Annotated in this window: 16 protein-coding genes and 1 CRISPR repeat array; of the genes, 15 read left to right on the forward strand and 1 reads right to left on the reverse strand. The window is 47.3% G+C overall.

Annotated features, from left to right (window positions below; translation table 11 throughout):
• Positions 1 to 939: 939 nt before the first annotated feature.
• On the reverse strand, positions 940 to 3,399 hold the full coding sequence (locus FHS60_RS05560; RefSeq protein ID WP_183696159.1) for a GumC family protein: 2,460 nt from the start codon (positions 3,397 to 3,399) through the stop codon (positions 940 to 942).
• A gap of 277 nt (positions 3,400 to 3,676) precedes the next feature.
• Between FHS60_RS05560 and FHS60_RS05565 the strand changes: the two genes are divergently transcribed.
• The 15 genes from FHS60_RS05565 to hflX all read left to right on the forward strand — a co-directional run bounded on the left by FHS60_RS05565 (position 3,677) and on the right by hflX (position 25,712).
• Positions 3,677 to 4,702: an asparaginase gene (locus tag FHS60_RS05565; protein WP_183696162.1), complete on the forward strand. Its 1,026-nt coding sequence runs from the start codon at positions 3,677 to 3,679 to the stop codon at positions 4,700 to 4,702.
• A gap of 9 nt (positions 4,703 to 4,711) precedes the next feature.
• A complete protein-coding gene (locus FHS60_RS05570; protein ID WP_183696165.1) occupies positions 4,712 to 5,890 on the forward strand; it encodes an ABC transporter substrate-binding protein in 1,179 nt (392 codons plus the stop codon).
• Between the two features lie 87 nt (positions 5,891 to 5,977).
• Positions 5,978 to 6,979, forward strand: coding sequence for an iron ABC transporter permease (locus tag FHS60_RS05575; RefSeq protein ID WP_183696497.1), 1,002 nt, complete (start codon positions 5,978 to 5,980; stop codon positions 6,977 to 6,979).
• 745 nt (positions 6,980 to 7,724) lie between these two features.
• Positions 7,725 to 8,915: an AAA family ATPase gene (locus tag FHS60_RS05580; protein WP_183696168.1), complete on the forward strand. Its 1,191-nt coding sequence runs from the start codon at positions 7,725 to 7,727 to the stop codon at positions 8,913 to 8,915.
• 109 nt (positions 8,916 to 9,024) lie between these two features.
• Complete coding sequence (gene nifJ, locus FHS60_RS05585; protein WP_183696171.1) at positions 9,025 to 12,576, forward strand: pyruvate:ferredoxin (flavodoxin) oxidoreductase; 3,552 nt, start codon at positions 9,025 to 9,027, stop codon at positions 12,574 to 12,576.
• Between the two features lie 152 nt (positions 12,577 to 12,728).
• Positions 12,729 to 14,906 carry a CRISPR-associated helicase Cas3' gene (gene cas3 / locus FHS60_RS05590; RefSeq protein WP_183696174.1) on the forward strand — a complete coding sequence of 726 codons (2,178 nt, stop codon included), beginning with the start codon at positions 12,729 to 12,731 and terminating at the stop codon, positions 14,904 to 14,906.
• Positions 14,907 to 14,911: 5 nt separating this feature from the next.
• Positions 14,912 to 15,628 carry a type I-C CRISPR-associated protein Cas5c gene (cas5c, locus tag FHS60_RS05595; RefSeq protein ID WP_183696177.1) on the forward strand — a complete coding sequence of 239 codons (717 nt, stop codon included), beginning with the start codon at positions 14,912 to 14,914 and terminating at the stop codon, positions 15,626 to 15,628.
• Positions 15,625 to 17,403: a type I-C CRISPR-associated protein Cas8c/Csd1 gene (gene cas8c / locus FHS60_RS05600; protein WP_183696180.1), complete on the forward strand. Its 1,779-nt coding sequence runs from the start codon at positions 15,625 to 15,627 to the stop codon at positions 17,401 to 17,403. Before cas5c ends, cas8c begins: the two co-directional genes overlap by 4 nt.
• Positions 17,404 to 17,424: 21 nt before the next feature.
• Entirely contained in the window at positions 17,425 to 18,282 is an 858-nt protein-coding gene (cas7c, locus tag FHS60_RS05605; protein ID WP_183696183.1) for a type I-C CRISPR-associated protein Cas7/Csd2, read from the forward strand.
• Between the two features lie 4 nt (positions 18,283 to 18,286).
• Positions 18,287 to 18,958 (forward strand): CRISPR-associated protein Cas4, encoded by a 672-nt coding sequence (gene cas4 / locus FHS60_RS05610; protein ID WP_183696186.1) that lies wholly within the window; start codon positions 18,287 to 18,289, stop codon positions 18,956 to 18,958.
• Entirely contained in the window at positions 18,942 to 19,964 is a 1,023-nt protein-coding gene (cas1c, locus tag FHS60_RS05615; RefSeq protein ID WP_183696189.1) for a type I-C CRISPR-associated endonuclease Cas1c, read from the forward strand. The genes cas4 and cas1c overlap by 17 nt, the downstream gene beginning before the upstream one ends.
• Positions 19,965 to 19,968: 4 nt before the next feature.
• On the forward strand, positions 19,969 to 20,259 hold the full coding sequence (cas2, locus tag FHS60_RS05620) for a CRISPR-associated endonuclease Cas2 (RefSeq protein WP_183696193.1): 291 nt from the start codon (positions 19,969 to 19,971) through the stop codon (positions 20,257 to 20,259).
• 169 nt (positions 20,260 to 20,428) lie between these two features.
• Positions 20,429 to 21,533: direct repeats of the CRISPR family, unit length 33 nt; unit sequence GTCGCACCCCGCCTGGGGTGCGTGGATTGAAAC.
• A gap of 776 nt (positions 21,534 to 22,309) precedes the next feature.
• Complete coding sequence (locus FHS60_RS05625; RefSeq protein ID WP_221189642.1) at positions 22,310 to 22,795, forward strand: DUF805 domain-containing protein; 486 nt, start codon at positions 22,310 to 22,312, stop codon at positions 22,793 to 22,795.
• 278 nt (positions 22,796 to 23,073) lie between these two features.
• Entirely contained in the window at positions 23,074 to 24,315 is a 1,242-nt protein-coding gene (locus FHS60_RS05630; protein ID WP_183696196.1) for a D-alanyl-D-alanine carboxypeptidase/D-alanyl-D-alanine-endopeptidase, read from the forward strand.
• 131 nt (positions 24,316 to 24,446) lie between these two features.
• Positions 24,447 to 25,712 (forward strand): GTPase HflX, encoded by a 1,266-nt coding sequence (gene hflX, locus FHS60_RS05635; RefSeq protein WP_183696200.1) that lies wholly within the window; start codon positions 24,447 to 24,449, stop codon positions 25,710 to 25,712.
• Positions 25,713 to 25,731 lie beyond the last annotated feature (19 nt).

Below are 25,731 nucleotides of genomic sequence, written 5' to 3' on the forward strand. Positions count from 1 at the left end.
ATTCTTTCAAAGATCACAGTTGACAACCACAAGGAATAACCCCCGTTTCTCGGTTGCGGATGCAAAAGTACTACGAGATTTTGGAATAGCAAAGAGTACGCAGCACTTTTTTTTGAAAAAAGTTTTAGAGTGGAGGATTTAAGGGAGAAAATGACGAGGAGATGTGGTTGGACTGATTGGGCGGAGCGGAGGCGGCGGGAGGCGAAGAGGAGCTACGGAAGGAAAGGTACAGAAGGATTGAGGGGCAGAGTGGAGATGGTGAGAACTCCTATTATATAATAGGAGTGGTGGGTAGCTTTTCTTGATGGATAGATTAGATTTTATCAAGGAAATTCTTACTTTTCGCCGTTGGAGATGGGCGCAAAATTGGAAAGGCGCATGATTTAGGGAGAAATCGAAGGGGCTTGGGCGTCATTACAATAAGGATGTCGGCGGACGCAATAAGGATGTGAGCTGACAGGCTTATGGGAGCCGCGGATACAATAAGGAAAATGACGAAGAAACGAGGAGGCGTTTTTAGGGAAAATAGTGCAGAAAAGGAAGAATCATGTTGTAAATTGCGGTTTTTATGGTGGTTTTGCAAACTTTCTGTCGACTGTGGATGGCGAGAAAGTTTGGATTTTTAGGAAGAAGCAGGATGTTTTGTATTTTCTAGACTGCAACCAGCAGCAAGATTCTGTCAAGTTTTGAGACGGTTGGATAGAATTTAAAAGAAGAGGATAGATTCTTTTCGATACTAGGATGAGCCAGACCAAACAGATTTGTCGGACAAATCAGAAGGAAGTAATGATACAAGAAAGAACACAGAAGAGGAATAAAACGCGTTGATAAAAAGAAAAAATAGAGAAAAGAGATTAAGTAGGTAAACAAAAAAGGTGAGAAGAGACACTTTAGCCAATTCCCACCTTTCCTATTATATATTATGAATAGAGACAGAGATTATTTTCGAAGTTTGCCAAGCAAGCCTCTTCCTAGTTTTTGCTCTTTACGCTCTTTGGTGTAGCCGTAGCCATAACCATAACCGTATTGGCCATAGCCATAGCCATATCCATAACCGTAGCCATAACCTGTTTTACGTGACTTAACATCAGAATCATTAAGCACAAGGCAAAGATTGCGCATCTTCTTATCCTGATACATTTTTTCGAGTTCAGGAAGGAAAGCTTTCTCCTGCACTCCGACACGCAGCACATAGAGAGTAAGATCTGCCACACGATCAACTATGCTCGCATCTGCAACGCCAAAAATTGGAGTAGTATCAAAAATTATAAAATCATACTGCTCACGAGCGATTGCCACCAACTCCTCCAAGCGTCCACTCATCAGCAATTCGGCAGGATTAGGCGGCAGAATACCCGCAGGCAGAAAGTCAACACCCTTCGTAAGACCATCCTTCACAACTATATCCTCAAGACATGTCTGACCATCTTCATCTACAAGCCAAGAAGTCAATCCCGCAGTACGACCAAAATCTCCCGAAAGCGTACGTTTACGAATGTCTGCATCAATTAAGAGGACTCGTTTGTTTGCCATGGCAAAAACTACGGAGAGATTACGTGAAATAAAACTCTTACCGTGGTGCGGTGTAGTAGAAGTAACAACTATCACCTTAGCCGTACGACGAACAAAACTCAGACTAAAGCGCAACATACGGAAAGCCTCCACAATGGGGTCATTTGCCGCACAATGAGTGATAAGAGCATCCTCCGAAGGCGAATCCCAACGAGGTAGCTCACCCACAACGGGTGCTGTAACAATACCTTCGACATCCTGACGACCAGAAATAGTGATATCAAAAAGTTCGCGCACCCAAAGGATCACCGCAGGTATTATCAAACCAACAAGGAAGGCAATAAACATAATTACCACCTTGCGCGGCGACACTGGAGACGAAGATCCCAGCGGATTTTCCACCATGCGAACATTGGCCTCATTGATGGCTAGTTGAAGAGCCACCTCTTCACGCTTATTTAACAAGTAAGTATAAAGAGTTTCTTTGAGGTTTTGTTGACGCTGAATATCGAGTGCTTCCTTAGCAGCCTGAGGAGCATGACCAACTTGCCCCATCAACGATTTTTCATTACTCCGCGCTGCATTAACCTGCATTTCAATTGAGCGCACATAACTACGAACTGAAGAAAGAATACTAGTGCGTTGCGCCGCCAATTGTTTATCAAGATCACGCACAAGAGGTGACTGTCCACTGGAGTTTGCCGCATTTTTATTGCGTTCGTTCATCAGCTGATTATAAGTATCTATCTGTCCGTTAAAGGTAGCCTTCTCCAAATTGATAGCAGGGATAATTTGGTGCTCGTTAGAATTATTCTGAAGAAACTCTTGCAGATAACGCGCCACAGAAAGTTGCGTTTCAAGCTGTAAAGCCTGTTGACGAGCATCAGCACTCTGCGCCGTAACAGTTCCCGCTGCTTGCTGAAAATCTATCACACGATTTTGCTGTTTGAACGATGCCAAGCGATTTTCCACCTGCGTCAGCTCCTGCCCTATAAGGGCTACACGCCGATCAATAAAGTTGGCCGTACTTGAAGCCACTCTATTTTTATTGTCAACAACATCATGCTTGTACGCCTCATAAACAGTATTGAGCAAGTCCTCAGCCCGGGCAGTATTTATATCTTGTGCCGAAAGCACCACAAGAGAAGTCTCTTTATCGTAAGCACTTGCCTTTATCTTTTCTTGATAAATTTTAGCCGCCATCTCAATTGGCAAGTGATGGATCTGAATAGTTTTACCAACGGGAAAACGAGAGAAAAACGTAGTTTTATTAATTGCCAGATCCCCTATAGGCGTTTTTACCATAACACCTGGGCGTACACTAAGATGTTCCTTAAAAATCTTCTTTTTCCCTGTCGATCTATTGTAACAAAGAAAGTCTGAAAGTTTCACAGTACCATCGGCCTGAATCTTCGCCTCAAAGCGCACAAGATTTTCCGCCTTCTGCTGAAAAGCAATCTCAAAAGGACGATCCGTATAAAGCGCTACGGAATGAAGTCCCGCACTCGTTGTGTAATCCACATCAAGTCCCAGACTATCTACAACGCGTGTCATGAGTCGTTCAGAGGTAAGAATAAACATCTCATTCTTGAGATTATCTCCAACACTGATACCATTGAGCTGCATCAATGTATTGAGTCCGTTGTTACGCGCACTGCGCGACATTCCCCCACCACTTCCGCTCTCGTTATCCTCGAAAAGAATGACAGCTTGACGTTGGTAAACGCGCGACTGGCGAGCCTGATAAAGATATCCTAACACCAAGCAAAGTATCACAGAGAGAATAAACCATTTAAGGTTAGCAAGGAACAGTGCCCAGCACATTTTGAACAAAGGAATAAGCTGAATATCCTCTTCCTTATTCGTATTTTGAACGCTTCCAGACATTATTTATAGTTTTCTTTAGAAAAAAATACATTTACAGGTTTGAGCTACAAAAATAAATAAAGGTTTCCACCCACACAAAAATATCTCTTGTATTTTCCCTCTTTCATGACAAGAGACAGGGTATGAAACGAAAAAACACCACAAAAAGACAGAATACACGCCCAAATAGAAATACTCGCAAACTCCACCAAACTACGATCTTCCTTATTGAAAGAAAAGCCCGAATTTGTCATATTATAAATTATTTAGTATGTTTGCTCCATAAAATACGCATTTTATGACCTCTATTTTGATTATTTACACCGGCGGAACTATCGGAATGATAGAAAACCCCGTAACGGGCGCATTAGAAAACTTCGGATTTGACCGCTTCCAAAAGATGGTGCCAGAAGTGAACCGTATGGACTATTGCGTGAAGGCTTTTTCCTTCGACCCGCCTATCGATTCCAGTGACATGGACCCCAAGAATTGGATTGAGATAGCGAAAATAATCGACAAATACTACAACGACTTCGACGGCTTTGTTGTGCTCCACGGCACAGACACGATGGCCTATACCGCCTCGGCTCTGAGCTTCTTGCTGGAGGACCTGTCCAAACCTGTCATTATCACCGGCTCACAGTTGCCTATCGGACAGTTGCGCACGGACGGCAAAGAAAATCTCTTGACAAGCATAGAGATTGCCGCAGCCAAGAACCCCGACAGCACGCCCATAGTTCCCGAAGTCTGCATCTATTTCGACAGCCGACTGATGCGCGGCAACCGCACGACAAAGATAAACGCAGAAGGATTCAATGCCTTCCGCTCCTTCAACTATCCCTCACTGGCTCATGCGGGCATCAATATCAAATACGAGCCACGTCTGATCATGCCGCGCGATTTCTCCCGCCCCCTCAAGCCGCACTACTTGATGGACAACCACGTTATGATTCTGACAATTTTCCCAGGCATACGTAAAGAATTCGTAGAGCATTTTCTCAGCGTCCCCAACCTTCGCGGCGTGGTGTTGAAGACTTTTGGCGCGGGCAATGCCCCACAAAAGCCATGGCTCATTGATTGTCTAAAAAAATTGGACGATCAAGGCGTTGTACTAACCAATATCACACAATGTTCCGAAGGTCGTGTAGAGATGCACCGCTACGAAACTGGCTTGCAACTCCTGCAAGCTGGCGTGATAAATGGCTACGACTCCACGCCCGAATCAATGCTAACGAAGCTCATGTTCCTCCTGGGACACAACTACGACCGCGACACCATCCACAAGCTTATGAACACGAGCCTTTGCGGGGAAATCTCCATCTAATTATTAGTGATGAAAAACCACATACAACAGCAATATTCTCACACAAAAAGGGCGCGCCGCCACGCATGGAACGCCCTCTTCGCCTTATTCGTTCTCCTTTCCTATCCCCTACTCACGAGCTGCGCTGGCAAGCAAGCCGAGACCATCCAAGGGGCAAAAGACGGCGGCATCCAGTACGCCCAACTCCTCAAGATAGAACACGCGGACAGCTTCACCATTTGCGATGTTATGGACGCATGGAATAAAGGACGAACACTCCATCGCTACATTCTCATCCCGCGCTCTTCTCCAACGCCCTCTCAATGTCCCAAAGGCACGATTGTACGTACGCCACTGGAGCGCGCCGTTGCGTTCACGAGCGTCCACGGGAGCTTGCTCTGCGACCTTGGTGCAATGAAGCAGCTCTGCGGCGTGTGCGACTACGACTATATCATGCGCCCCGAACTGCGTCTGGCGGTGACCAACGGAAAGCTCGCAAACATGGGGATGTCCACCCAACCCGATCTGGAAAAGATGATAGCGAGCCATGCAGACGCTCTGCTTGTTTCGCCCTTTCAGAACGCCAGCTACGGCGGTATTGAAAAACTCAACATTCCCCTGATAGAGTGCGCCGACTATATGGAAGCCACGCCGCTAGGGCGGGCGGAATGGATGCGCTTCTTCGGACTGCTCTTTGGGCAGGAGGCCACGGCCGACAGCTTGTTCCAAATCGTGGAAAAGAACTACACCGAGCTAACTGCAACGGTTCAAAAAACCACCACACGCCCCACGCTGCTCATCGACCAAAAGCAAGGCGGCGCGTGGTACGTTCCTGGCGGTAAGAGCTATTTAGGTAGTCTCTACAAGGATGCAGGGGCCAACTATTGCTTCGCCGACAATGCCGAGAGCGGCTCTGTGTCTCTCTCGTTCGAAACCGTCTTTCAGAAAGCACATGCTGCCGATCTCTGGCTCATCAAGAGCGGCGGACCAACGGATTTGACCTACGCACAGTTGCAACAGGACTTCGCGCCCAACGCTCAGTTCAAGGCGTTCCGCGAACGCCACATTTGGTACTGCAACTCTATGAAAGTGCCCTATTTCGAGGAAGCTCCGTTCCGCCCCGACTTTCTGCTGAAAGACTTCATTAAAATTTTCCATCCGGAAATACTGCCCGACTATCAAACGCGGTATTTCTTCCCGATGAAATAACCCTCTTTTTCTTCACCACTTATGCTCGAACAACCGACGCGCACCGCCGACAGCACGTCCCCACAAAGAGACCTCCACGCTCGCAGAATGCGCACCCTCTGGAATGCCGCAAGCGTGGGCCTACTCCTATTGCTCACCGCCGCCAATCTCTTGTATGGCAGCATCGACCTACCGGCGGGTGAAGTCTGGCAGGCTCTGACGGGCAACGACACTACAAGCGCCACGGCTTTCATCGTTTTGCAATCGCGCCTACCGGCTTTGCTCACCGCCGCGATGGCAGGTGCTGCGCTGGCCGTGGCAGGCTTGTTGTTGCAAACTATTTTTGCCAATCCGCTGGCCGACCCGAGTATTCTGGGCGTCAATAGTGGCGCAGGATTGGGCGTTGCCATCGCCATGCTTTTGCTGGGCGGCACGTTCACTGCCGGCGAACTCACACTGAGCGGCTTCTTGCTCACCGTGGTGGCTGCCTTCATAGGAGCCGCCATAGTCATTGTGCTGCTGCTCATCTTTAGTAGGCGGATGCCCGGAACGCTCACACTGCTCATTGCGGGCGTAATGATTAGTTTCATCACCTCTTCGCTCATTTCGCTTCTCAGCTTCTACGCCACAGCACAAGGCGTGCAGAGTTTCATGATTTGGGGACTGGGCAACTTCAGTGGGGTCACGCTGGAGCGACTCCCTCTCTTCGCCACCGTCCTCCTGCTGACGCTCGCCGCCACCATCTTTATGGCTAAACCGCTCAACGCCCTATTGTTGGGCGACAACTACGCGCAAAACCTGGGAACAAACGTAGCAAGCAGTCGCACCATCGTGTTGCTGCTCACGGGCCTTCTAACGGCTGTTGTCACGGCCCTTTGCGGCCCTATCTCGTTCATCGGATTGGCCGTACCCCACGCCGCGCGCCTCACATTGCGCACAAGCGACCACCATCGCCTTTTGCCCGCCACCATGATTTGGGGTGCCAACGTGGCTCTGCTTTGCAATGTCGTGAGTCTGCTACCTGGCGACCGCGGCACACTGCCTCTGAACACGCTCACGCCGTTGCTCGGTGTCCCGATGGTGTTCTATCTGCTGATGAGAAGGAGGTAATGTGCTAATGAGGGCGGCGAAGCGCCGGAATGTGCTAATGTGCTAATGAGCAGAATAAAGCAAACCAACAGCATTCTGAAATTGTAAAAGGATTTCTTACTTTACGCGACGAATACTCGCATGAAAATCAAAAACAAAACAGAGATAGCGAAGAACGTCTCCTCTCAAACAATCTAAAAAAGGGCTCTATCTGTAAATACAATAAGGCTATCGGTCAGCTTCCTTATTGCGTCAGCTGGCAGCCTTATTGCGCCAGTCGACACAATAAGGAAAAACACGAAAAGAACGATGCCTTTCAAGCGCACTTCAATGCGCTTTTTCAAAAACTTCCTTATTCCGCCGGCCACAATAGTAAAAATTGAACATTTTTGTGGGTTCATTTTTTCTCTTCTCCTTCATATTTTCTCGTAAAAACATTTTGCAGCACGCTATTCCCATAATCTCTATTGTCAAGAATAAGGGCAGTAAATAATTCATACAAACACATCCAAAAACAACCTAAATGCAGCCTTCAATCCAGCAAAGACAGCGAGAAACAGAAGAACACAAAAAGAAAAATAAAAGAAGGCAGATGATACCCACAGCAGGAAGTGGAGACTAACTAAAAAGGATAAAAAAAGAGTAGGACGTAAATTTGTATATACCATATTAAATAAGTAAATTTGCAATCTAATAGCTTCATAAGGATACAGAACTTCTCCGGGAAGCGATGTTCCTACTATATGAGCACTAAATAAATTACACCGTGATAGAACCTTTTTTCCAAACACATGAGTACCTCGTCAGTCATTTGAAAACAGTAGTTCGTCGCACATTGATGGACAATATCGACTGGAGTTACCGCATGATAGCCATCCGTGGGCCACGAGGTGTTGGACGAACGAGCTTCTTACTCGAGTATGCCAAGGAATTTTTCGACCCTCAACTACATCAAGCTCTCTATATCAGTGCCAATAATTTCTATTTCCAAGGTCGTGGCCTGCAAGAGCTCGTTCGCGATTTTGTAGACCGCGGCGGCCAGGTTCTGATTATAGACCAAGCTTTCAAACTTCCCAACTGGAAGGACCAGCTGGTGGAGATATACCACGCCTACCCTTATCTGCGCGTTGTTTTCTCAACAACGAGCGTACATGGCGAAGGCGCAAATGCCAACCACGAGCTGGATCGCATCACACGCAGTTATGTGCTCCACGGATTCTCTTTCCGCGAATACATCAACCAGCAGACGGGACTCGAATTGGGTACTTACACCCTACCGCAGATTTTGGAAGAACATGAGCAAATCCTCAAGGCTATCCTCCCCAAAGTACGCCCGCAGGAACATTTTCAGGACTATCTGCACCACGGTTACTACCCCTTCTACCTCGAAAACCGCAATTTCACCGAGGCCCTGCTAAAGGCGATGAACAACATGATTGAAGTGGATGTTCTCTTCCGCAAGCAAGTGGAGTTGAGCTACCTATCGAAAATCAAGAAGTTGCTCTATCTCCTGGCAGCCAACGGCGAGAACAACGCCCCCAACGTGTCGAAGCTGGCAGAGGAGATCCAAACGAGCCGTGCCACAGTGATGAACTATATCGAGTATCTCGAAGAAGCGCGCCTCATCAACACGATTTATCGCGAAGGCAGCGAATATCCCAAAAAGCCTGCCGCCATCTATCTCCACGACTCCAATCTGGTGTATGGTATGCAAGCGCCGGGCATCACAACGCAGAACGTGATGGAAACATTCTTTGTGAACGTGATGTGGCGGCACCACAAAATCAACAGCACCCGCCGCAACGGCGTCTTCCTTATTGATGGCACTACGAACATTTGCGTATGCGATCGTTCACGCCGCGTGAAGAGCGCGCCAAACACATATCTTGCCCGCTATCAGACAGAAGTGGGCCGCGACAACGAAATCCCCATTTGGTTGTTCGGCTTTCTCTATTAGTCTGTACCCATACAGCGAGCCGAGCCTCTTGTGCTCGGCTCGCTAACTCATACATGGCAGTCAGTCTGCCAAACAAACGACAATTCACAATTTATATTTTCTATAACTTATGGCAAAAGAAAAGAAATTTATCACTTGTGACGGTAACCAAGCTGCAGCACATATCGCATATATGTTCTCCGAGGTTGCTGCCATCTATCCCATCACGCCGTCTAGCCCGATGGCTGAGCACGTTGATGAATGGGCCGCACAAGACCGCAAGAACCTTTTCGGCGACACCGTTTCCGTTCAGGAAATGCAGTCCGAAGGAGGTGCAGCAGGTGCCGTACACGGTTCACTCCAAGCTGGTGCACTGACCACTACATTTACAGCTTCTCAGGGTTTGCTCCTGATGATCCCGAATATGTACAAAATTGCTGGCGAATTACTGCCATGCGTTTTCCACGTATCCGCCCGTACGCTGGCCACTCACTCCCTCTGTATCTTCGGCGACCATAGCGACGTCATGGCTTGCCGCCAGACAGGTTTCGCTATGCTCTGCGAAGGCAGTGTGCAGGAGGTGATGGACTTGAGCGCCGTTGCCCACCTGGCAACCCTCGAAGCCCGCGTACCGTTCATCAACTTCTTTGACGGCTTCCGCACCTCTCACGAATATCAGAAGATCGAGGTGATGGATCAAGAAGAGCTCCGTCCGCTCGTAAATCAGAAGGCTCTCTCTGAATTCCGCGCCCGCGCACTCAGCCCTGAACGCCCCGTGGCACGCGGTATGGCCGAGAACCCCGAAACCTTCTTTGCACATCGCGAAGCTTCCAATAAGTTCTACGCTGCCATCCCAGGCATCGTTGAGAAATACATGAAGGAAGTGAGCCGCATCACAGGTCGTGAATACAAACTCTTCAGCTACTACGGTGCAGAAGATGCTACGGATGTTATCATCTGTATGGGATCAGTGACCGAAGCAGCTCGCGAAGCCATCGACCACCTCATGGCACAAGGCCGCAAGGTGGGTCTCATCAGCGTACACCTCTATCGTCCGTTTAGCAAGAAGCACCTCCTTGCAGCAGTCCCCAAGACTTGCAAACGCATCGCTGTGCTCGATCGCACGAAAGAACCTGGAGCAGAAGGCGAACCGCTCTATCTTGACGTGAAGGAAGCCTTCTACGATCAGGAGAATCGCCCTCTCATCGTTGGCGGCCGCTATGGTCTCGGCTCTTCCGACACCACCCCGACAATGATTATCAGCGTTTACGACAACCTCGCTCTGCCTGAACCTAAGAACCACTTTAGCTTGGGCATCGTGGACGACGTCACCTTCGAATCACTGCCTTTGGAGAAAGAACAAGCTCTCGGCGGCAAAGGCATCTTTGAAGCCAAATTCTACGGTCTGGGTGCAGACGGTACGGTTGGTGCAAACAAGAATTCCGTTAAGATCATTGGTGACAACACGAACAAGTATTGCCAGGCCTACTTCAGCTACGACTCTAAGAAATCGGGCGGTTTCACCTGCTCTCACCTGCGCTTCGGCGACACGCCCATCCGCAGCACCTATCAGATCAAGACGCCTAACTTCGTGGCTTGTCACGTTCAGGCATACCTCCGTATGTACCACGTGCTCGAAGGTTTGCGCGACAACGGTACGTTCCTCCTCAACACGATCCATGAGGGACAAGAGCTGGTAGACTTCTTGCCAAACAACATCAAGAAGTACTTTGCTGAACACAACATCACCGTCTACTACATCAACGCTACGAAGATTGCACAAGAAATTGGCCTCGGCAACCGCACGAACACCATCTTGCAGTCTGCTTTCTTCCGCATCACAAACGTGATCCCCGTTGACCTCGCAGTGGAACAGATGAAGAAATTCATCGTTAAGTCCTACGGCCGTAAGGGTGAAGACGTTGTTAATAAGAACTATCAGGCTGTTGACCGCGGTAGCGAATACCAGCAGCTCACAATAGATCCCGCATGGGCAAATCTCCCTGCCGACGCTGAAGAGGTACGCGACGAACCAGCATTCATCAGCAAGATTGTGCGCCCCATCAATGCACAGCAGGGCGACAAACTCCCCGTTAGTGCTTACGAAAGCAGCGTAGACGGTACTTGGGAACAAGGCACTGCTGCTTACGACAAGCGTGGTGTGGCAGCTTTCGTCCCCGTTTGGAAAGCAGAAAACTGTATCCAGTGTAATAAGTGTGCCTTCGTTTGTCCTCACGCAACTATCCGTCCGTTCGTCCTCAACGAGGAAGAGCTCAACGGCTTTAAGGGTACGACGATCGACATCAAGGCTCCGGCAGCTCTGAAGGGTATGCACTTCGTTCAGCAGGTGAACGTGCTCGACTGTCTCGGTTGCGGCAACTGTGCCGATGTTTGTCCAGGTATGCGCGGTAATAAGGCACTCGAAATGGTTCCGTTCGACAGTCAGCTTGACCAGATCGACAACTGGAACTACTGCGAGAAGAACGTAACGTCTAAGCAAAACCTTGTAGACATCAAACAAAGCCCGAAGAACAGCCAGTTTGCTACTCCGCTCTTCGAGTTCTCTGGTGCTTGCTCAGGTTGTGGTGAAACGCCTTACGTTAAGTTGATTTCTCAACTCTTTGGCGACCGTGAAATGGTGGCTAACGCAACAGGTTGTTCTTCTATCTACTCTGGCTCTATTCCTTCAACTCCGTACACAACCAACGAAAAGGGTCAAGGTCCAGCTTGGGCTAACTCACTCTTCGAGGACTTCTGCGAATTTGGTATGGGTATGGTGCTCGCCAACAAGAAGATGCGCGCTCGCATCTCTACCCTCTTGGCTCAGGCTTGCGACGGCGCACCTGAAGAGTTCAAGGCAGCAGCACAGGAATGGGAAGCAGGCAAGGACGATGCAGTAGCAAGTCGCGCAGCAGCCGATAAGCTCCTCCCGTTCATCAAGGCAGGTAAGGAACACGGTTGCCCAGGTTGCGAACAGCTCGATGAGCTCAGCCATTTCCTCACGAAGCGCAGCCAGTGGATCATCGGTGGTGACGGTGCTTCTTATGACATCGGTTACGGCGGTCTTGACCACGTACTCGCTTCTGGCGAAGATGTCAACATCCTCGTACTCGACACCGAGGTTTACTCCAACACTGGTGGTCAGTCATCTAAGTCTACACCTATCGGCGCTATCGCACAGTTCGCAGCAGCAGGTAAGCGCATCACGAAGAAAGACCTCGGCTTGATGCAAGCAACTTACGGCTACGTCTATGTGGCTCAGGTGGCAATGGGTGCCGACCAGGCACAGTGCCTCAAAGCCTTCCGCGAAGCAGAAGCATACCCCGGACCTTCACTCATCATTGCTTACTCTCCGTGTATCAACCATGGCTTGAAGGTGAAGGGCGGTATGGGTCGCAGCCAGGCAGAAGAAGCTCGCGCCGTTGAATGTGGCTACTGGCATCTCTGGCGCTTCAATCCCGAATTGGCTAATGAAGGCAAGAATCCGTTCACGCTCGACTCTAAGCAGCCTAACTGGGACAACTTCCAAGACTTTCTCGACAACGAGGTTCGCTTCTTGTCACTGCGCAAAGCTCTCCCCGCACAGGCCGATGAGCTTTATGCCGAAACGAAGAAAGCCGCTCAGCGCCGCTACGCTGCCTATGTCCGCAAGACTCAAGAGGACTGGAGCAACGAAATCTAATTGACACTCATTCATCCCTTTTATAAAAAGGCGCACCCCTTTATGGGCTGCGCCTTTTTCTTTTTTACATATTTTGTTTCTTGAAAAATATCTTTATTTTTGCGTTTATAAAAGTTCTAGACTTATACCTCTAAGTTAATCTTCTTACTACAATGAAAATACCCAATACTATCTCACATATTCGCACACTAAACAATTCTTTTGAATTCCAAAGCAACGAAGAGCACCAACAAGGTGTTGCTAAAATGGCTGCCGAGTTTGCCGATGCTTTTGGCATGAAGAAATACGGGGAACTCCTTGGACTCTTACACGACAAGGGAAAAGAACAAGAAAGCTTTCAACAACACATCAAGAAAGAAAGTGGCTTTCAACCCAACATCAAAGTGAACGGCAATTATCATCATGCCTATGTGGGAGCACTCCTACTAAAGAAACACTTCTCACGAGTTGCTCCACTCCTCACAAACTGCATTGCAGGACATCATCGCGGTTTATATGACGCTGGCGATGAGAAAGAATTGCTCAAAAACTTGATTCCGCAGGATGTCACGGATGAGGTTCCACAAATAGATATACAACTGCCACAAATCAAACTAGAAGTTGCAGATTTACACCACCTCGAGCGAATGCTGTTCAGTTGCCTTGTTGATGCGGATTATTTGGACACAGAAAACTTTATGCAGCCTGATCAAACACGTTTGAGAGGAACAAAAGCATCTATGTCTGAATTACTCCAGAAATTACAGCTATGGCTCGATACTCTAAAAGAAAAATCAGAAGATACTCCCGTCAATCACATCCGCAATTATGTGCAAGAACAATGCGTTAGTGCCAGCAATGCGGAAGCAGGAGTTTTCAGTTTGACCGTCCCCACAGGTGGCGGAAAGACACTCTCCTCTGTACTTTGGGCCCTGCATCATGCTGTCCGTAACAATCTGCAACGAATCATTATCGCCATACCTTACACAAGCATTATAGTTCAAACGGCTCATGTTCTAAAAAACATTTTTGGAGAAGAAAATGTTTTGGAACACCATTCTAATATTGACTACAGCAACAATAAAGATTCAGAATTAACAAACCGCTTACTGCTGGCAACAGAGAATTGGGACTATCCCATCATCGTTACAACCAACGTACAACTCTTTGAATCATTATTCAGCAATAGGCCCTCCGCGTGCAGAAAACTACACAACATAGCCAAGAGCGTACTGATTCTAGACGAGGTACAAACTTTACCCATCGATTTTCTCCGCCCCATCGTTGACTCTCTCAAGACGCTAAATCGAGTGTTTGGCACATCCATTCTTTTTACTACTGCCAGCCAACCCGTTTTAACAGGAGAGCTCGAAGGAGAAAACACACTCATCAAAATCAAAGGATTCTCTCATATCAAAGAAATAGTCCCTTCGGATGCTAAACTTTATGACAAGCTGCGCAGAGTAGATCTCAAGATTGACGATTCGGCACAAGATTATGAGGAGATTGCAACCCAACTCTCCCAGCACAAACGGGTGCTCTGTATCGTTAATACGCGCAAAGACGCAAAAGAGATTTTTGAACGCCTACCTAAAGAAGGTATTACACTACATCTTTCCCGCATGATGTGCCCCCAGCACATCCGAGAAACAATTGAGCAGATAAAAAAAGCGCTAACGAATGAAGAAAACGAAATTATTCGTGTCGTTGCAACTCAGCTGATAGAAGCTGGCGTTGATATAGACTTCCCCATTGTTTTCCGCCAACAAGCAGGACTCGATTCTATCCTCCAAGCGGCTGGCCGCTGCAATCGGGAAGGGAAAATCAAACGCGGAATTACACATGTATTCAGTCTACAAAAAATCAGTAACTTGCCACGAGGTTTTATTTCTAGAACCAATAGTGCCCGTATGGCTTTAGCGAAAGACTCTGACTGGTTTTCTCCTGAAACTATGCAACAGTACTTTCGCCAACTCTACTCACGCACACAAACATTTGATAGTAAAGATATAAAAAGCCTGCTCTACAACTTCTATTATATGCAGTTTGAAACAGCAGCAAAGGCATTCCAACTCATTGAGGACAATACTATTCCCATCATCATAAATTGGAAAGACAGTCTCAGCCTTATTGACGATGCTGAGAGGTTCACGCCAAGCTATTCACTCATGAAACAACTAGCACAATACACAGTCAGCGTTCGCCAACAAGATTTCAAAAAACTGAAAGAAGCTGGAGCTATAGAAGAACTTTTCCAAAACATTTTTGTTGTTAGAGATAAACTGTTCTATGACGAAAAAGTAGGCCTTATCACCACAAACCACTGGATTGAAGAAATACTAATAAAATAAATAATATGGAATATCACGACAAAGAATTTTGTCTGGAAGTATGGGGACCACTTGCCTGCTTCACGCGCCCAGAACTGAAAGTAGAGCGCGTGAGCTACGATGTAATTACGCCCTCTGCTGCCAGAGCTATTTTCGAAGCTATCTTTTGGAAACCTGCCATCCGTTGGCAAATCACTCGAATAGAAGTGCTCAACCCTATCAAATGGATCAACATTCGACGCAACGAAGTGGGAGCTGTCGCTTCTGCAAAGAAGAATGCTTCCCCTATCTTCATTGAAGAGAAGAGACAACAAAAAAACTCGCTGATGCTGAGAGATGTTCGATACCGACTCTACGCTAAATTAGTTTTTATTCCCAAGCAGAATAGAAAATATCTGGACACACGCAATCCCGAAATAGATAGAGAAGAAGCAGAACTTCTCCACAAAGACGAGAACCCTGGGAAATACAATGCCATGTTTGAAAGACGTGCAAGTAAGGGACAATGCTTTAATCAACCCTATCTCGGCACTCGAGAGTGTGCAGCTTCCTTCCGCCTCGTCCTCCCGGAGTCGGAACAACTCACACCCCCTATTAATGAAACGAGAGACTTAGGATTGATGGTCTATGATAAGGATTTCGAAAACAATCCAGAAGATCCCAATGCTATGTTTTATCGTGCTCGCATGGAAAATGGCGTAATAAATGTTCCACTAAAAGATAGTGAGGAGGTACTAAAATGATTCTAAAAGCTTTATACGACTATTACCAACGAAAATCGGAAGAACTTCCCCCCTTCGGTACCATTTTTCAACAAATCCATTTTATTCTTGTCATCGACAAGGATGGCAATTTTCTTCGCTTTGAAGATAGACGTCTCAATAAAAACGAAGCGTCACAATTTTTAGTAAAGAGAACAGGACAACGGACAAGTGGGATTGTTGCAAAACATTTTTACGACAATATCTCATATGTTCTTGGAAGTTCGATAAAAAAAGAAAAAAAGAATTCAGAAAACAACAAAGCTTTTAGATCTCTTGTAGAGGAGGTTTACAAAAAACTTCCTGAAAATGTAGCAGTAAAAGCTGTATGGAATTTCTACAAAAGAATAGATAACAACCTCAAGAACATCCAAAGAGATCCTTTATGGGTAGATATCATCCAAAATACTCAGCTAGAAAATTTTATTTTTTCATTTTTACTAGAAGGAGACACTAAAATAATTGCTTCTCAAAGTAGTATTATTCAATGTGACATTGGGAATATTGCAACTGACGATAAAGAACAAGTGTGCCTTATTACAGGAAAACGTTGTTTTCCTGTAATAACAACTTCTCTTTCTCCATTGGCAGGTGGGACGGCAAAATTAGTTTCCTTCCAAAAAGACTCTGGTTATGACTCTTACGGGAAAGAGCAAGGAGCAAATGCGCCTATAAGTGTAGAGGCCGAATTTGCATATTCTACTGCACTTAATCACTTGCTAGCTAAAGACTCAAAAAATAAATTTTCCATTGGAGAGCAAACATATATCTTCTGGGGGTCTTCTAGCAGCAATGGTTGTAAAGAAACAGAAGAAAGTTTCTTTACAATGTCTAATCTCAACAACATAGAAGAAGATCCTAACACTCGTATTCTACAAGTTCATAAAGTTTTTACAGGTATTTATTCAGGTTCTATACAAACAGACTTGGATGACAGGTTCTACATAGCAGGACTTGCACCAGGCAAAGCACGCATAGCCGTTGTTTATTGGGCTGGGCTCCCCTTAAAAGATTTTGCTCATACCATACTCCGACATTTCGAAGATATGGAAATTGTTGATGCGCGAAAAGAGAAAAAGCCATACTTAACCCTCAAATCCATCTTGGCCACAGTGACTTTAGGAGGGAAGCTCAAGGATGTAACTAAAAATCTCCCAAACGCAGTAATCAAAAGTATCTTCCAAGGCCTCCCCTATCCTGATACTCTTTACCATAGCTGTCTTCGCAGAATTCGAGCACAACAGTCTGAGCACGATTACCAAAAGACCCATGTTGAGAGCGATAGCTGTCTTCGCAGAATTCGGAAAAAACAGGCTGTAAGCATCACACAAGCTGCAATCCTCAAGGCATACTTAAACCGAAAATACACAAATCAAAAACCTATACAAATTATGTTAGACAAAGAGAACACCAACCAAGGCTACTTATGCGGCCGCTTGTTTGCAGTCATTGACAAACTACAAAATGATGCAAACCACATCCACTCCATCCGAGAGCGCTACATGAATGCTGCAAGCTCCACCCCCGCAACGGTTTTTGCAACCATTCTTAACCTCTCGGCTATTCATGCAAACAACTTAAACAATGAAGGAATTCGTATTTTCTATGACAAACTCAAGCAAGAAATCATCTCTAAGATAGACGCTGATGGTTTCCCAGTCCATCTTGACTTACAAGACCAAGGACGCTTCTTTGTGGGCTACTACCAGCAAATGCAGTCCTTCTTCTTAACAGAAACAAAACAAACTGAAGAATAAACCTAAAACAACTATATAATTATGTCAGAATTAAAAAACAGAATTGATTTCGTTTACATCTTTGATGTACAAGACGGCAACCCTAATGGTGACCCTGATGCAGGCAACCTGCCTCGAATAGATGCTGAAACAAGTTGCGGTATCGTAACAGACGTTTGCCTGAAACGAAAGGTGCGCAACTATGTTCAACTATCAAAGAACTGCACGCAAGGATATGATATTTTCATCAAAGAGAAAGCAGTGCTCAACACACTGATTGATGCTTCCCATGAAGATGAAACAGTTAAAACAGCTGATGCGAAAAGCAAGACAGCAGCAGCTCGGGACGTGATGTGCAGCAAATACTACGACATTCGCACTTTTGGAGCCGTAATGTCTACAGGAAAAAATGCCGGACAAGTTCGTGGCCCTATCCAATTCACTTTTGCACGTTCCGTAGATCCCATTGTTCCAGCAGAACACTCTATTACGAGAATGGCTGTTGCTACAGAGAAAGAAGCTGAAAAGCAAAATGGCGATAACCGCACCATGGGGCGCAAAGCCACAATTCCCTATGGTCTCTATATTTGTCATGGTTTCGTATCGGCCAGTTTGGCAAAACAAACAGGCTTCTCGGAAGAAGACTTCACTCTCTTTATTGACGCGCTCAAAGGAATGTTCGATTGCGACCGCTCTGCCGCACGTGGTTTGATGAGCGCACAGAAACTCATTCTCTTCCGCCACGATTCTGTTTTAGGTAATGCTCCTGCTAACAAACTCTTCGATTTGGTCAAAGTGGAAAGAACCACGGACAATGTTCCTCGCTCGTTCTCTGACTACCAAGTAACGATAGATAAGACTCAACTCCCAGCAGGAGTTAGCATCGAAGAAGTCATCTAAATATATGTACGCAGAAGACGATATGCTCATGTTGTCGGGGATACAGCACTTCAAGTTCTGTCCCCGACAATGGGCTTTAATCCATTTAGAACAACAATGGGAGGACAATCGTCTGACAACAGAAGGAAGCTTGATGCACCGAAATGTGGACGATCCGTTCTACCGGCAGAAATGCGGAGATAACATTTGCTTACGCTCTGTTCATATCGCCTCCAAAGAACTGGGACTATACGGAATAGCAGATGTAATCGAACTTCATCCTACATTCAATGAAACTAACAGCATACAACATCCCAAATATCCTGGACTGTGGACACCGTTTCCTATTGAATATAAACACGGCAAACCCAAAAGAGACGAAACTGATGAGGTACAGCTAACAGCACAAGTGATGTGCATAGAAGAAATGTACCATATTCAGCTACATCAAGCGTACTTCTTCTATGGAGCTATAAAACATCGGCAGGAAATCGAAATAACAGAGCATTTACGAACCATCGTAAGAGAGATAGCAGAAAAGATGCATCACATCTTCAATGAAAAACGCCTCCCAGCTATCAACCTCCAACACCATTGCCAGAATTGCTCACTCAAAAATAATTGTATGCCAAGTTCTGCTAAAGCTACAAAAGTTGCAACCTATCTCAATAAATATCTCTATGAGAAAACTCCTTAACACACTCTATATCACTACGCCAGAGGCCTACCTTAGCAAAGACAGCGAGAATATTGTAGTATCTGTCAAGCAAGAAGAAGTTTTCAGAATTCCCATTATCAATATAGAGAGCATCGTCACTTTTGGCTATATGGGAGCCAGTCCTGGACTCATGTCTCTTTGTGCAGAAAAAGGAGTATCACTCACTTTCCTTTCCCCTGCAGGTCGCTTTATAGGACATTTTCAAGGTCCAACACGGGGGAATGTCCTGCTCCGAAAAGCACAATATCAAAATGCAAACGACGAAGAATGGTCGCTACAAATCTCTCGACTACTCATCGCTGCCAAAATACGAAACTATCGCAACATTGTGCAACGCTGCATACGTGACTATGGCTCATTTCCAGAGATAGAACAAATTTCAAAGACTCTCAACTTCAGGAAAAATGAAGCTCTACAAGCTGATAACAAAGACACACTAAGAGGCATAGAAGGTATTGCAGCTAACGAATACTTTTCCATCTTCCCCAATCTAATTACACAACAAAATGCAGATTTCCCTTTTAACGGCCGAAATAGACGCCCTCCAAAAGATCCAGTTAACACCTTACTTTCTTTTGCATACACTCTTATCGCCAATGACATAAAAGCAGCTTTAGAAAGCGTAGGTCTTGACCCTTACGTCGGTTTCTTCCATGCGCTACGCCCTGGACGAGCAACCTTAGCATTAGACTTAATGGAAGAACTTAGAGCCTATCTTGGTGATCGATTCGTCCTATCTCTCATCAATCGCAAACAAATCACTCGGACCGACTTCCTCCAACAAGGAGAGAATGGTATCCTACTTACCGACAAAGGACGCAAAGTGTTTCTTACAGCATGGCAAAGTCGAAAGCGAGAAACAATCATACATCCGTATCTGAACGAGAAAATAGAAATCGGTTTAATTCCCCATGCCCAAGCTATGCTCCTTGCACGATACATACGCCACGACATCGATAACTACCCCGTTTTCTTAATTCCCTAACACCATGAAACTTCTCATAACCTACGATGTTGAAACAATCACAAAAGAAGGACAGAAAAGACTCCGCCTTGTAGCAAAAGCTTGTAAAGATTTTGGACAACGCGTTCAAAATTCAGTTTTCGAATGCGACGTTGATGAATCCCAATTCGTACTTCTGAAAAATAAACTCGAAAATATAATAGACAAAGAATCTGATAGCATCCGAATCTATCATCTAAAAAATAATTCACAACAAAGCACAATAATTATAGGTAAAATCACGTCTTATAACATAGAAAGTCTCTTGATGATCTAAAATGCGAACCTTATGCTCTACATAAATCATCGCAGTTTCGCAGTCTCAGATTATCAACTACTTAACTTAAAGGAAAAGTCAGAAAGTTTATTCAAAGGAAATCCACACCAATACGTTCGCAAAACGTACCACATATTACCCTGACTTTCAGCCCTTTCCTTTTTATACAGTCGCACCCCGCCTGGGGTGCGTGGATTGAAACTTCACATCGGAGCGCTTTAATTTGGCAACGTCTGTCGCACCCCGCCTGGGGTGCGTGGATTGAAACCAGAACATATCACCTAGGTCAACTATAATATCGCGTCGCACCCCGCCTGGGGTGCGTGGATTGAAACATACCCATGCCCATGCACCCCAATGCTATTCCGAGTCGCACCCCGCCTGGGGTGCGTGGATTGAAACTATTACCCTGCTGCTTCGCTGTGCAACGCGTACCGTCGCACCCCGCCTGGGGTGCGTGGATTGAAACAGTTTTTTGTTTTACTTCCTCATCATTTAGATGTAGTCGCACCCCGCCTGGGGTGCGTGGATTGAAACGACATACTGAAGGGCTGTGAGCGAGCAAGTGAGCGTCGCACCCCGCCTGGGGTGCGTGGATTGAAACTTATACTGGAGCACGACCCCGCACTGGCCGGGAGGTCGCACCCCGCCTGGGGTGCGTGGATTGAAACGGATCAGGGAGGGGCACCAGATGAGAGAGGTGATGGTCGCACCCCGCCTGGGGTGCGTGGATTGAAACAAGAGCCCGGCAATCCGCTTGGTCCCGGCAAGTCGTCGCACCCCGCCTGGGGTGCGTGGATTGAAACTGCGAGATGTCGTAGTAGACAAAGCCCCGTTCCCGTCGCACCCCGCCTGGGGTGCGTGGATTGAAACATGTCCGTGATTTGCTCCAGGAAGAAGCGGGGGAGGTCGCACCCCGCCTGGGGTGCGTGGATTGAAACGAAAAGTACAGTCCTAACGGTGATGACGAGGGAGTCGCACCCCGCTTGGGGTGCGTGGATTGAAACTTCTGTCAGCTTCCAGGTATCCTCAAACGATGTGGTTGCACCCCGCCTGGGGTGCGTGGATTGAAACGAAAAGTACAGTCCTAACGGTGATGACGAGGGAGTCGCACCCCGCCTGGGGTGCGTGGATTGAAACATCATAAATCACACTTTTATCGAAAATAATCACGGTCGCACCCCGCCTGGGGTGCGTGGATTGAAACTTTGACGTACTTAAGAAATACCTTGTCAATCAGTGTCGCACCCCGCCTGGGGTGCGTGGATTGAGGATTCTGGTAGTAGTTTTTATTTCAACTGTGGAGCATTGAAGTATTAGAGAATCTGTATATCATTCCTATGAGCTATCATAAAGATTAGATACTCTGCCAGAAAAACATAGTGCCACTTTACCATGAGTGGCCGCTGTAAGGTTCATATTTCTATTCATTTTCTTGAAAAAATCCCAGAGGCAAAAAAGTATATTATAGATTTCTTCGTCCATATCCTTATTGCGTTTGAGAATACAATAAGGCTGTCAGCTGACATCCTTATTGCGTCAGCCGACGCCCTTATTGTAGCGGAGCAGACAGTAAGGAAGACCGAAGCGAAGAGGATACACCCTCTCCTCCTGTTTTGTTTTCGTGTTGTCACGTCGTCACGTTGTCACGTTTTTGCTATAATGAATTGGAAATGTGCGTATTGTGAGCGTGATAACAGTGTGACAACAAAATCAATAGCGAAATTCATTGTCACGCATTTAAGCAATTATATATCAGCGTGTTTACTTCATACTGACAACGTGACAACAAAATCGGACAGTTTCTCTCGTGGAAGAAAACGTGCTCATATTCCGCAACGCATTCTGTATCATCCCTTCGCTACACACATTCGGTTCGAATTGTAAATTTATGGGGTAAAAAAGAGATAAAAGAGGGTATGGGAGGGGAAGAGATAAAGTTTTTTACGATTTTATCATAGATTTTGTCAACTTTACTTGGCATAATGAAATATAGTATATATATTTGCCTATCCCAACTAAGGTTAACATCTACACAACTACTTAAATCATGCAAACAAAACCGATGCTTTCGTTTCCGAAAGCAGTAAAAAAGGCATTCCGCGACTACGCCATCTTCAGTGGACGCTCGCGCCGCTCGGAATTCTGGTGGTTCGCACTATTCAACACTATTGTGACCATGGGTTTGCAGTTTGCATTTTTCACTATCTCTATTATCACGGGACTTGTTTGGGTAAAATTCCTTGTTTATCTCTATTCTTTGGCAACACTCATCCCTTCCCTTGCCGTTGCGGTGCGCCGCTTACACGACACGGGACGGAGCGGCGGTTGGATTGTCGATCTTTTCTTGTCGACACTTCCAATGATACCTACACTCCCGCTAGCCGTATGGGACGGTCGCATATGGGCGATAGTGATTCTCTCGCTTTGCGCTCTGATCAGCTTTGCGCTCAGTATCACCATCTTGGTGTTCTGCACCAACGATTCGAGTACGTACAGCAATAAGTATGGGCCTTCGCCCAAGTACATAGACTGAACAGTTTTCTCATAATTGTAAGTTTCAGAAAGAGGGGTGCAACGTTTTTTTTCCTACGTTGTGCCCCTCATATTTATCCTAAGAGTGGCAAAAAATGGAGAGAAGAAAAGAACGAGAAAAAACTGACAAAAGAACAAGAGAAAAGAGCTTTTATATGTCAAAATAGTCGGAGAAATACGTTTCAGCGGGAATTCGCGCGCTTTGCACCTAAAATTCTTTAATTCCGCAAAGCAACCACTTTTTTGATGTATTTTTGCGTAAGACTTAACACACACCGAATGTTTCACAGACTTTTTCTATACCTCCCCGCCCTACTGCTAACACTCACCAGTTGCAGCAGTGGCAAAAATCAGCACAATAAAAATAATCTGCAAAGCTCTGCTGACACGGTGGTGGACGATGCGCTCCGCCAGCAGCTGGCCGACTATGTGGAGCAAAAACGGCAAGGTGAGCATTTGGGACTTTATGTCTACGATCTCACGGCCGACAAACCCGTTTTCGGCTATCGCGAACAAGCCCCAATGCCGCCGGCTTCGTGCATGAAACTCATCAGTGGCGTGGCAGCTCTGCACCTGCTCACGGACAAATACCTCTACCGCACAACGCTCTACGTGAAGGGGCGCATCCGCAACGGCGTATTGCAGGGTGATGTAGTGCTGCAAGGCAGTCTCGACCCGCAACTCTACGCTCCCGACCTCGTCATGTTCACCAACGCCTTGAAGCGGCACGGCATCCTGGAGGTGGAGGGCAACGTCCTTTTCTCGCCCGTCCACGATGAAGTACCCACACCCGAGCAACACTGGGGCCCTGGCGATGTGGTGCTACCCCAGTACGGACTCTTCTACCAACCGCGCCCCATCATCTTGCGCCAACTCCACAACGCCCTGCAGCGCGCCGGTATCAGAGTGAGTGCCGAGCGCGTGGGCATAGGCACAGTACCCCATGGAGCGCGCCGAATCTTCCGCTTCAACCGCCAAATGGGCCTCGTCCTTGGGCGGGCATGGCACAACAGTAGTAACACGCAAAGCAGCGGCCTCCTCTACACCCTCGGCTTAGAGTCGTCGCCCAGCGCGTCCGCAAGCCCCGACCGCCACGACCTGCGCCAGCGCGGCGTGGACTATATCCATCGCTTCGTGCGCGAGCAGCTCGACAGCACCGGAACGAATGTCATCCACGACGCCTGCGGCCTCTGCTCCGAAAACCGCGTGACGGCCGAACTCCTCGTTAAGACCCTGCGCTACGCCTATCAGCGGCCCCAGATCTTCCGCATGATGCGTGCCCACCTCCCCATCTCAGGCACCAGCGGCTCTTTCCTCCACATGATGGAACGCAGCACGGCGCGCGGTAAGATTCAGGCCAAAACCGGCACACTCACTCGCCCCTACGGCATCTCCACGCTGTCGGGCTTTTGCCGCGGTCGCAACGGCCATCTCTTGGCTTTCGCCATCCTCAATAGCCAGATGTCCATCCTCGATGCCCGCCCCATTCAGCAACGGCTCTGTGAAATCATGATCCAGTAGGGAGAAGCGAGAAAACGCACAGAGCAGAGGAGCAGTCCCATGGACTGTGCCTAAAAATCCGCCCGCACTGCCGATAGGCTTATTTGGCGTTTTTATCACAATATCGTATTTTTGCAGTCAAACCAATCATTATGTTCGAAATAGAAAAAATAGAGAACCACGTGGAAAAGGCGGTGCTCGTTGCGCTCATCACCAAAACGCAGGACGAACGCCAAGCTAACGAATACCTCGACGAGTTAGCTTTTCTGGCCGAGACGGCTGGCGCGGAATGCGTTAAACGCTTCACGCAGAAGCTCGATGGGCCTCATTCCGTCACGTATGTGGGCAAGGGAAAGCTCGAAGAGATGCGCCGCTGGATCGAGTCCGAACTCGAAGCGGAGCGGGACGTAGACATGGTGGTCTTTGACGACGAGCTCAGCGCAAAGCAGATCCGCAACATTGAGAACGAGCTGAAAGTGCGCGTCATCGACCGAACGCAACTCATCCTCGACATCTTTGCCATGCGTGCCCAGACGGCGAACGCCAAAACGCAGGTGGAGCTGGCTCAATACAAATATATGCTGCCGCGCTTACAGCGAATGTGGACTCACCTCGAACGCCAGGGCGGCGGCTCTGGCTCGGGCGGCGGAAAAGGTTCAGTAGGACTTCGCGGTCCGGGTGAGACGCAGCTCGAGATGGACCGCCGAATCATCCTCAACCGCATGGCATTGCTCAAAAGTCGCTTGTCGGAAATCGACAAACAAAAGCGCACGCAGCGTTCCAACCGCGGCCGCATGATTCGCGTGGCTTTAGTGGGCTATACAAACGTGGGAAAATCCACGCTCCTCAACCTCATGGCCAAGACGGAGGTGTTCGCAGAGAACAAACTCTTCGCCACGCTCGACACAACAGTTCGAAAGGTAGTCATCGACAATCTGCCGTTCCTCCTCTCCGACACCGTCGGCTTCATCCGCAAGATTCCCACCGACCTCGTTGATTCGTTCAAATCCACCCTTGATGAGGTGCGCGAGGCCGACCTCCTGCTCCACGTTGTCGATATTTCGCACCCCGATTTCGAGGAGCAAATCGATGTAGTCAACCGCACACTGGCCGACTTGGGCTGTGCAGAGAAACCTGTCATTATCGTGTTCAACAAAGTGGACGCTTACACCTGGACGGAGAAGGAGGCTGACGACCTCACGCCGGCAGGTAGCGAGAACGTGAGCTTGGTAGAGCTGCAACAAACTTGGATGAACAAGATGGGCGAGAACTGTATTTTCATCTCCGCCCGAGAGCGCCTCAACATCGACGAACTCCGCGACTTGCTCTATAATCGTGTGCGCCAGCTTCACGTTCAGAAATATCCCTACAACGATTTTCTTTTCAATCAGTACGACAGCGAAGGCCGTCCGCTCTGATTCATTCTCTCATATCCCT

It is taken from the genome of Alloprevotella rava (genome assembly GCF_014195585.1).
Lineage (GTDB): Bacteria > Bacteroidota > Bacteroidia > Bacteroidales > Bacteroidaceae > Alloprevotella > Alloprevotella rava.

What these genes read in the sequence shown, in the direction of transcription:
- hflX (WP_183696200.1), top strand. Translation starts at nt 24,447, where the DNA reads ATGTTCGAAATAGAAAAAATAGAGAACCACGTGGAAAAGGCGGTGCTC.
- cas7c (WP_183696183.1), top strand. Translation starts at nt 17,425, where the DNA reads ATGTCAGAATTAAAAAACAGAATTGATTTCGTTTACATCTTTGATGTA.
- cas8c (WP_183696180.1), top strand. Translation starts at nt 15,625, where the DNA reads ATGATTCTAAAAGCTTTATACGACTATTACCAACGAAAATCGGAAGAA.
- FHS60_RS05560 (WP_183696159.1), bottom strand. Translation starts at nt 3,399, where the DNA reads ATGTCTGGAAGCGTTCAAAATACGAATAAGGAAGAGGATATTCAGCTT.
- cas2 (WP_183696193.1), top strand. Translation starts at nt 19,969, where the DNA reads ATGAAACTTCTCATAACCTACGATGTTGAAACAATCACAAAAGAAGGA.
- cas4 (WP_183696186.1), top strand. Translation starts at nt 18,287, where the DNA reads ATGTACGCAGAAGACGATATGCTCATGTTGTCGGGGATACAGCACTTC.
- FHS60_RS05630 (WP_183696196.1), top strand. Translation starts at nt 23,074, where the DNA reads ATGTTTCACAGACTTTTTCTATACCTCCCCGCCCTACTGCTAACACTC.
- cas1c (WP_183696189.1), top strand. Translation starts at nt 18,942, where the DNA reads ATGAGAAAACTCCTTAACACACTCTATATCACTACGCCAGAGGCCTAC.
- FHS60_RS05575 (WP_183696497.1), top strand. Translation starts at nt 5,978, where the DNA reads ATGCGCACCCTCTGGAATGCCGCAAGCGTGGGCCTACTCCTATTGCTC.
- cas3 (WP_183696174.1), top strand. Translation starts at nt 12,729, where the DNA reads ATGAAAATACCCAATACTATCTCACATATTCGCACACTAAACAATTCT.
- FHS60_RS05570 (WP_183696165.1), top strand. Translation starts at nt 4,712, where the DNA reads ATGAAAAACCACATACAACAGCAATATTCTCACACAAAAAGGGCGCGC.
- FHS60_RS05565 (WP_183696162.1), top strand. Translation starts at nt 3,677, where the DNA reads ATGACCTCTATTTTGATTATTTACACCGGCGGAACTATCGGAATGATA.
- nifJ (WP_183696171.1), top strand. Translation starts at nt 9,025, where the DNA reads ATGGCAAAAGAAAAGAAATTTATCACTTGTGACGGTAACCAAGCTGCA.
- FHS60_RS05625 (WP_221189642.1), top strand. Translation starts at nt 22,310, where the DNA reads ATGCAAACAAAACCGATGCTTTCGTTTCCGAAAGCAGTAAAAAAGGCA.
- cas5c (WP_183696177.1), top strand. Translation starts at nt 14,912, where the DNA reads ATGGAATATCACGACAAAGAATTTTGTCTGGAAGTATGGGGACCACTT.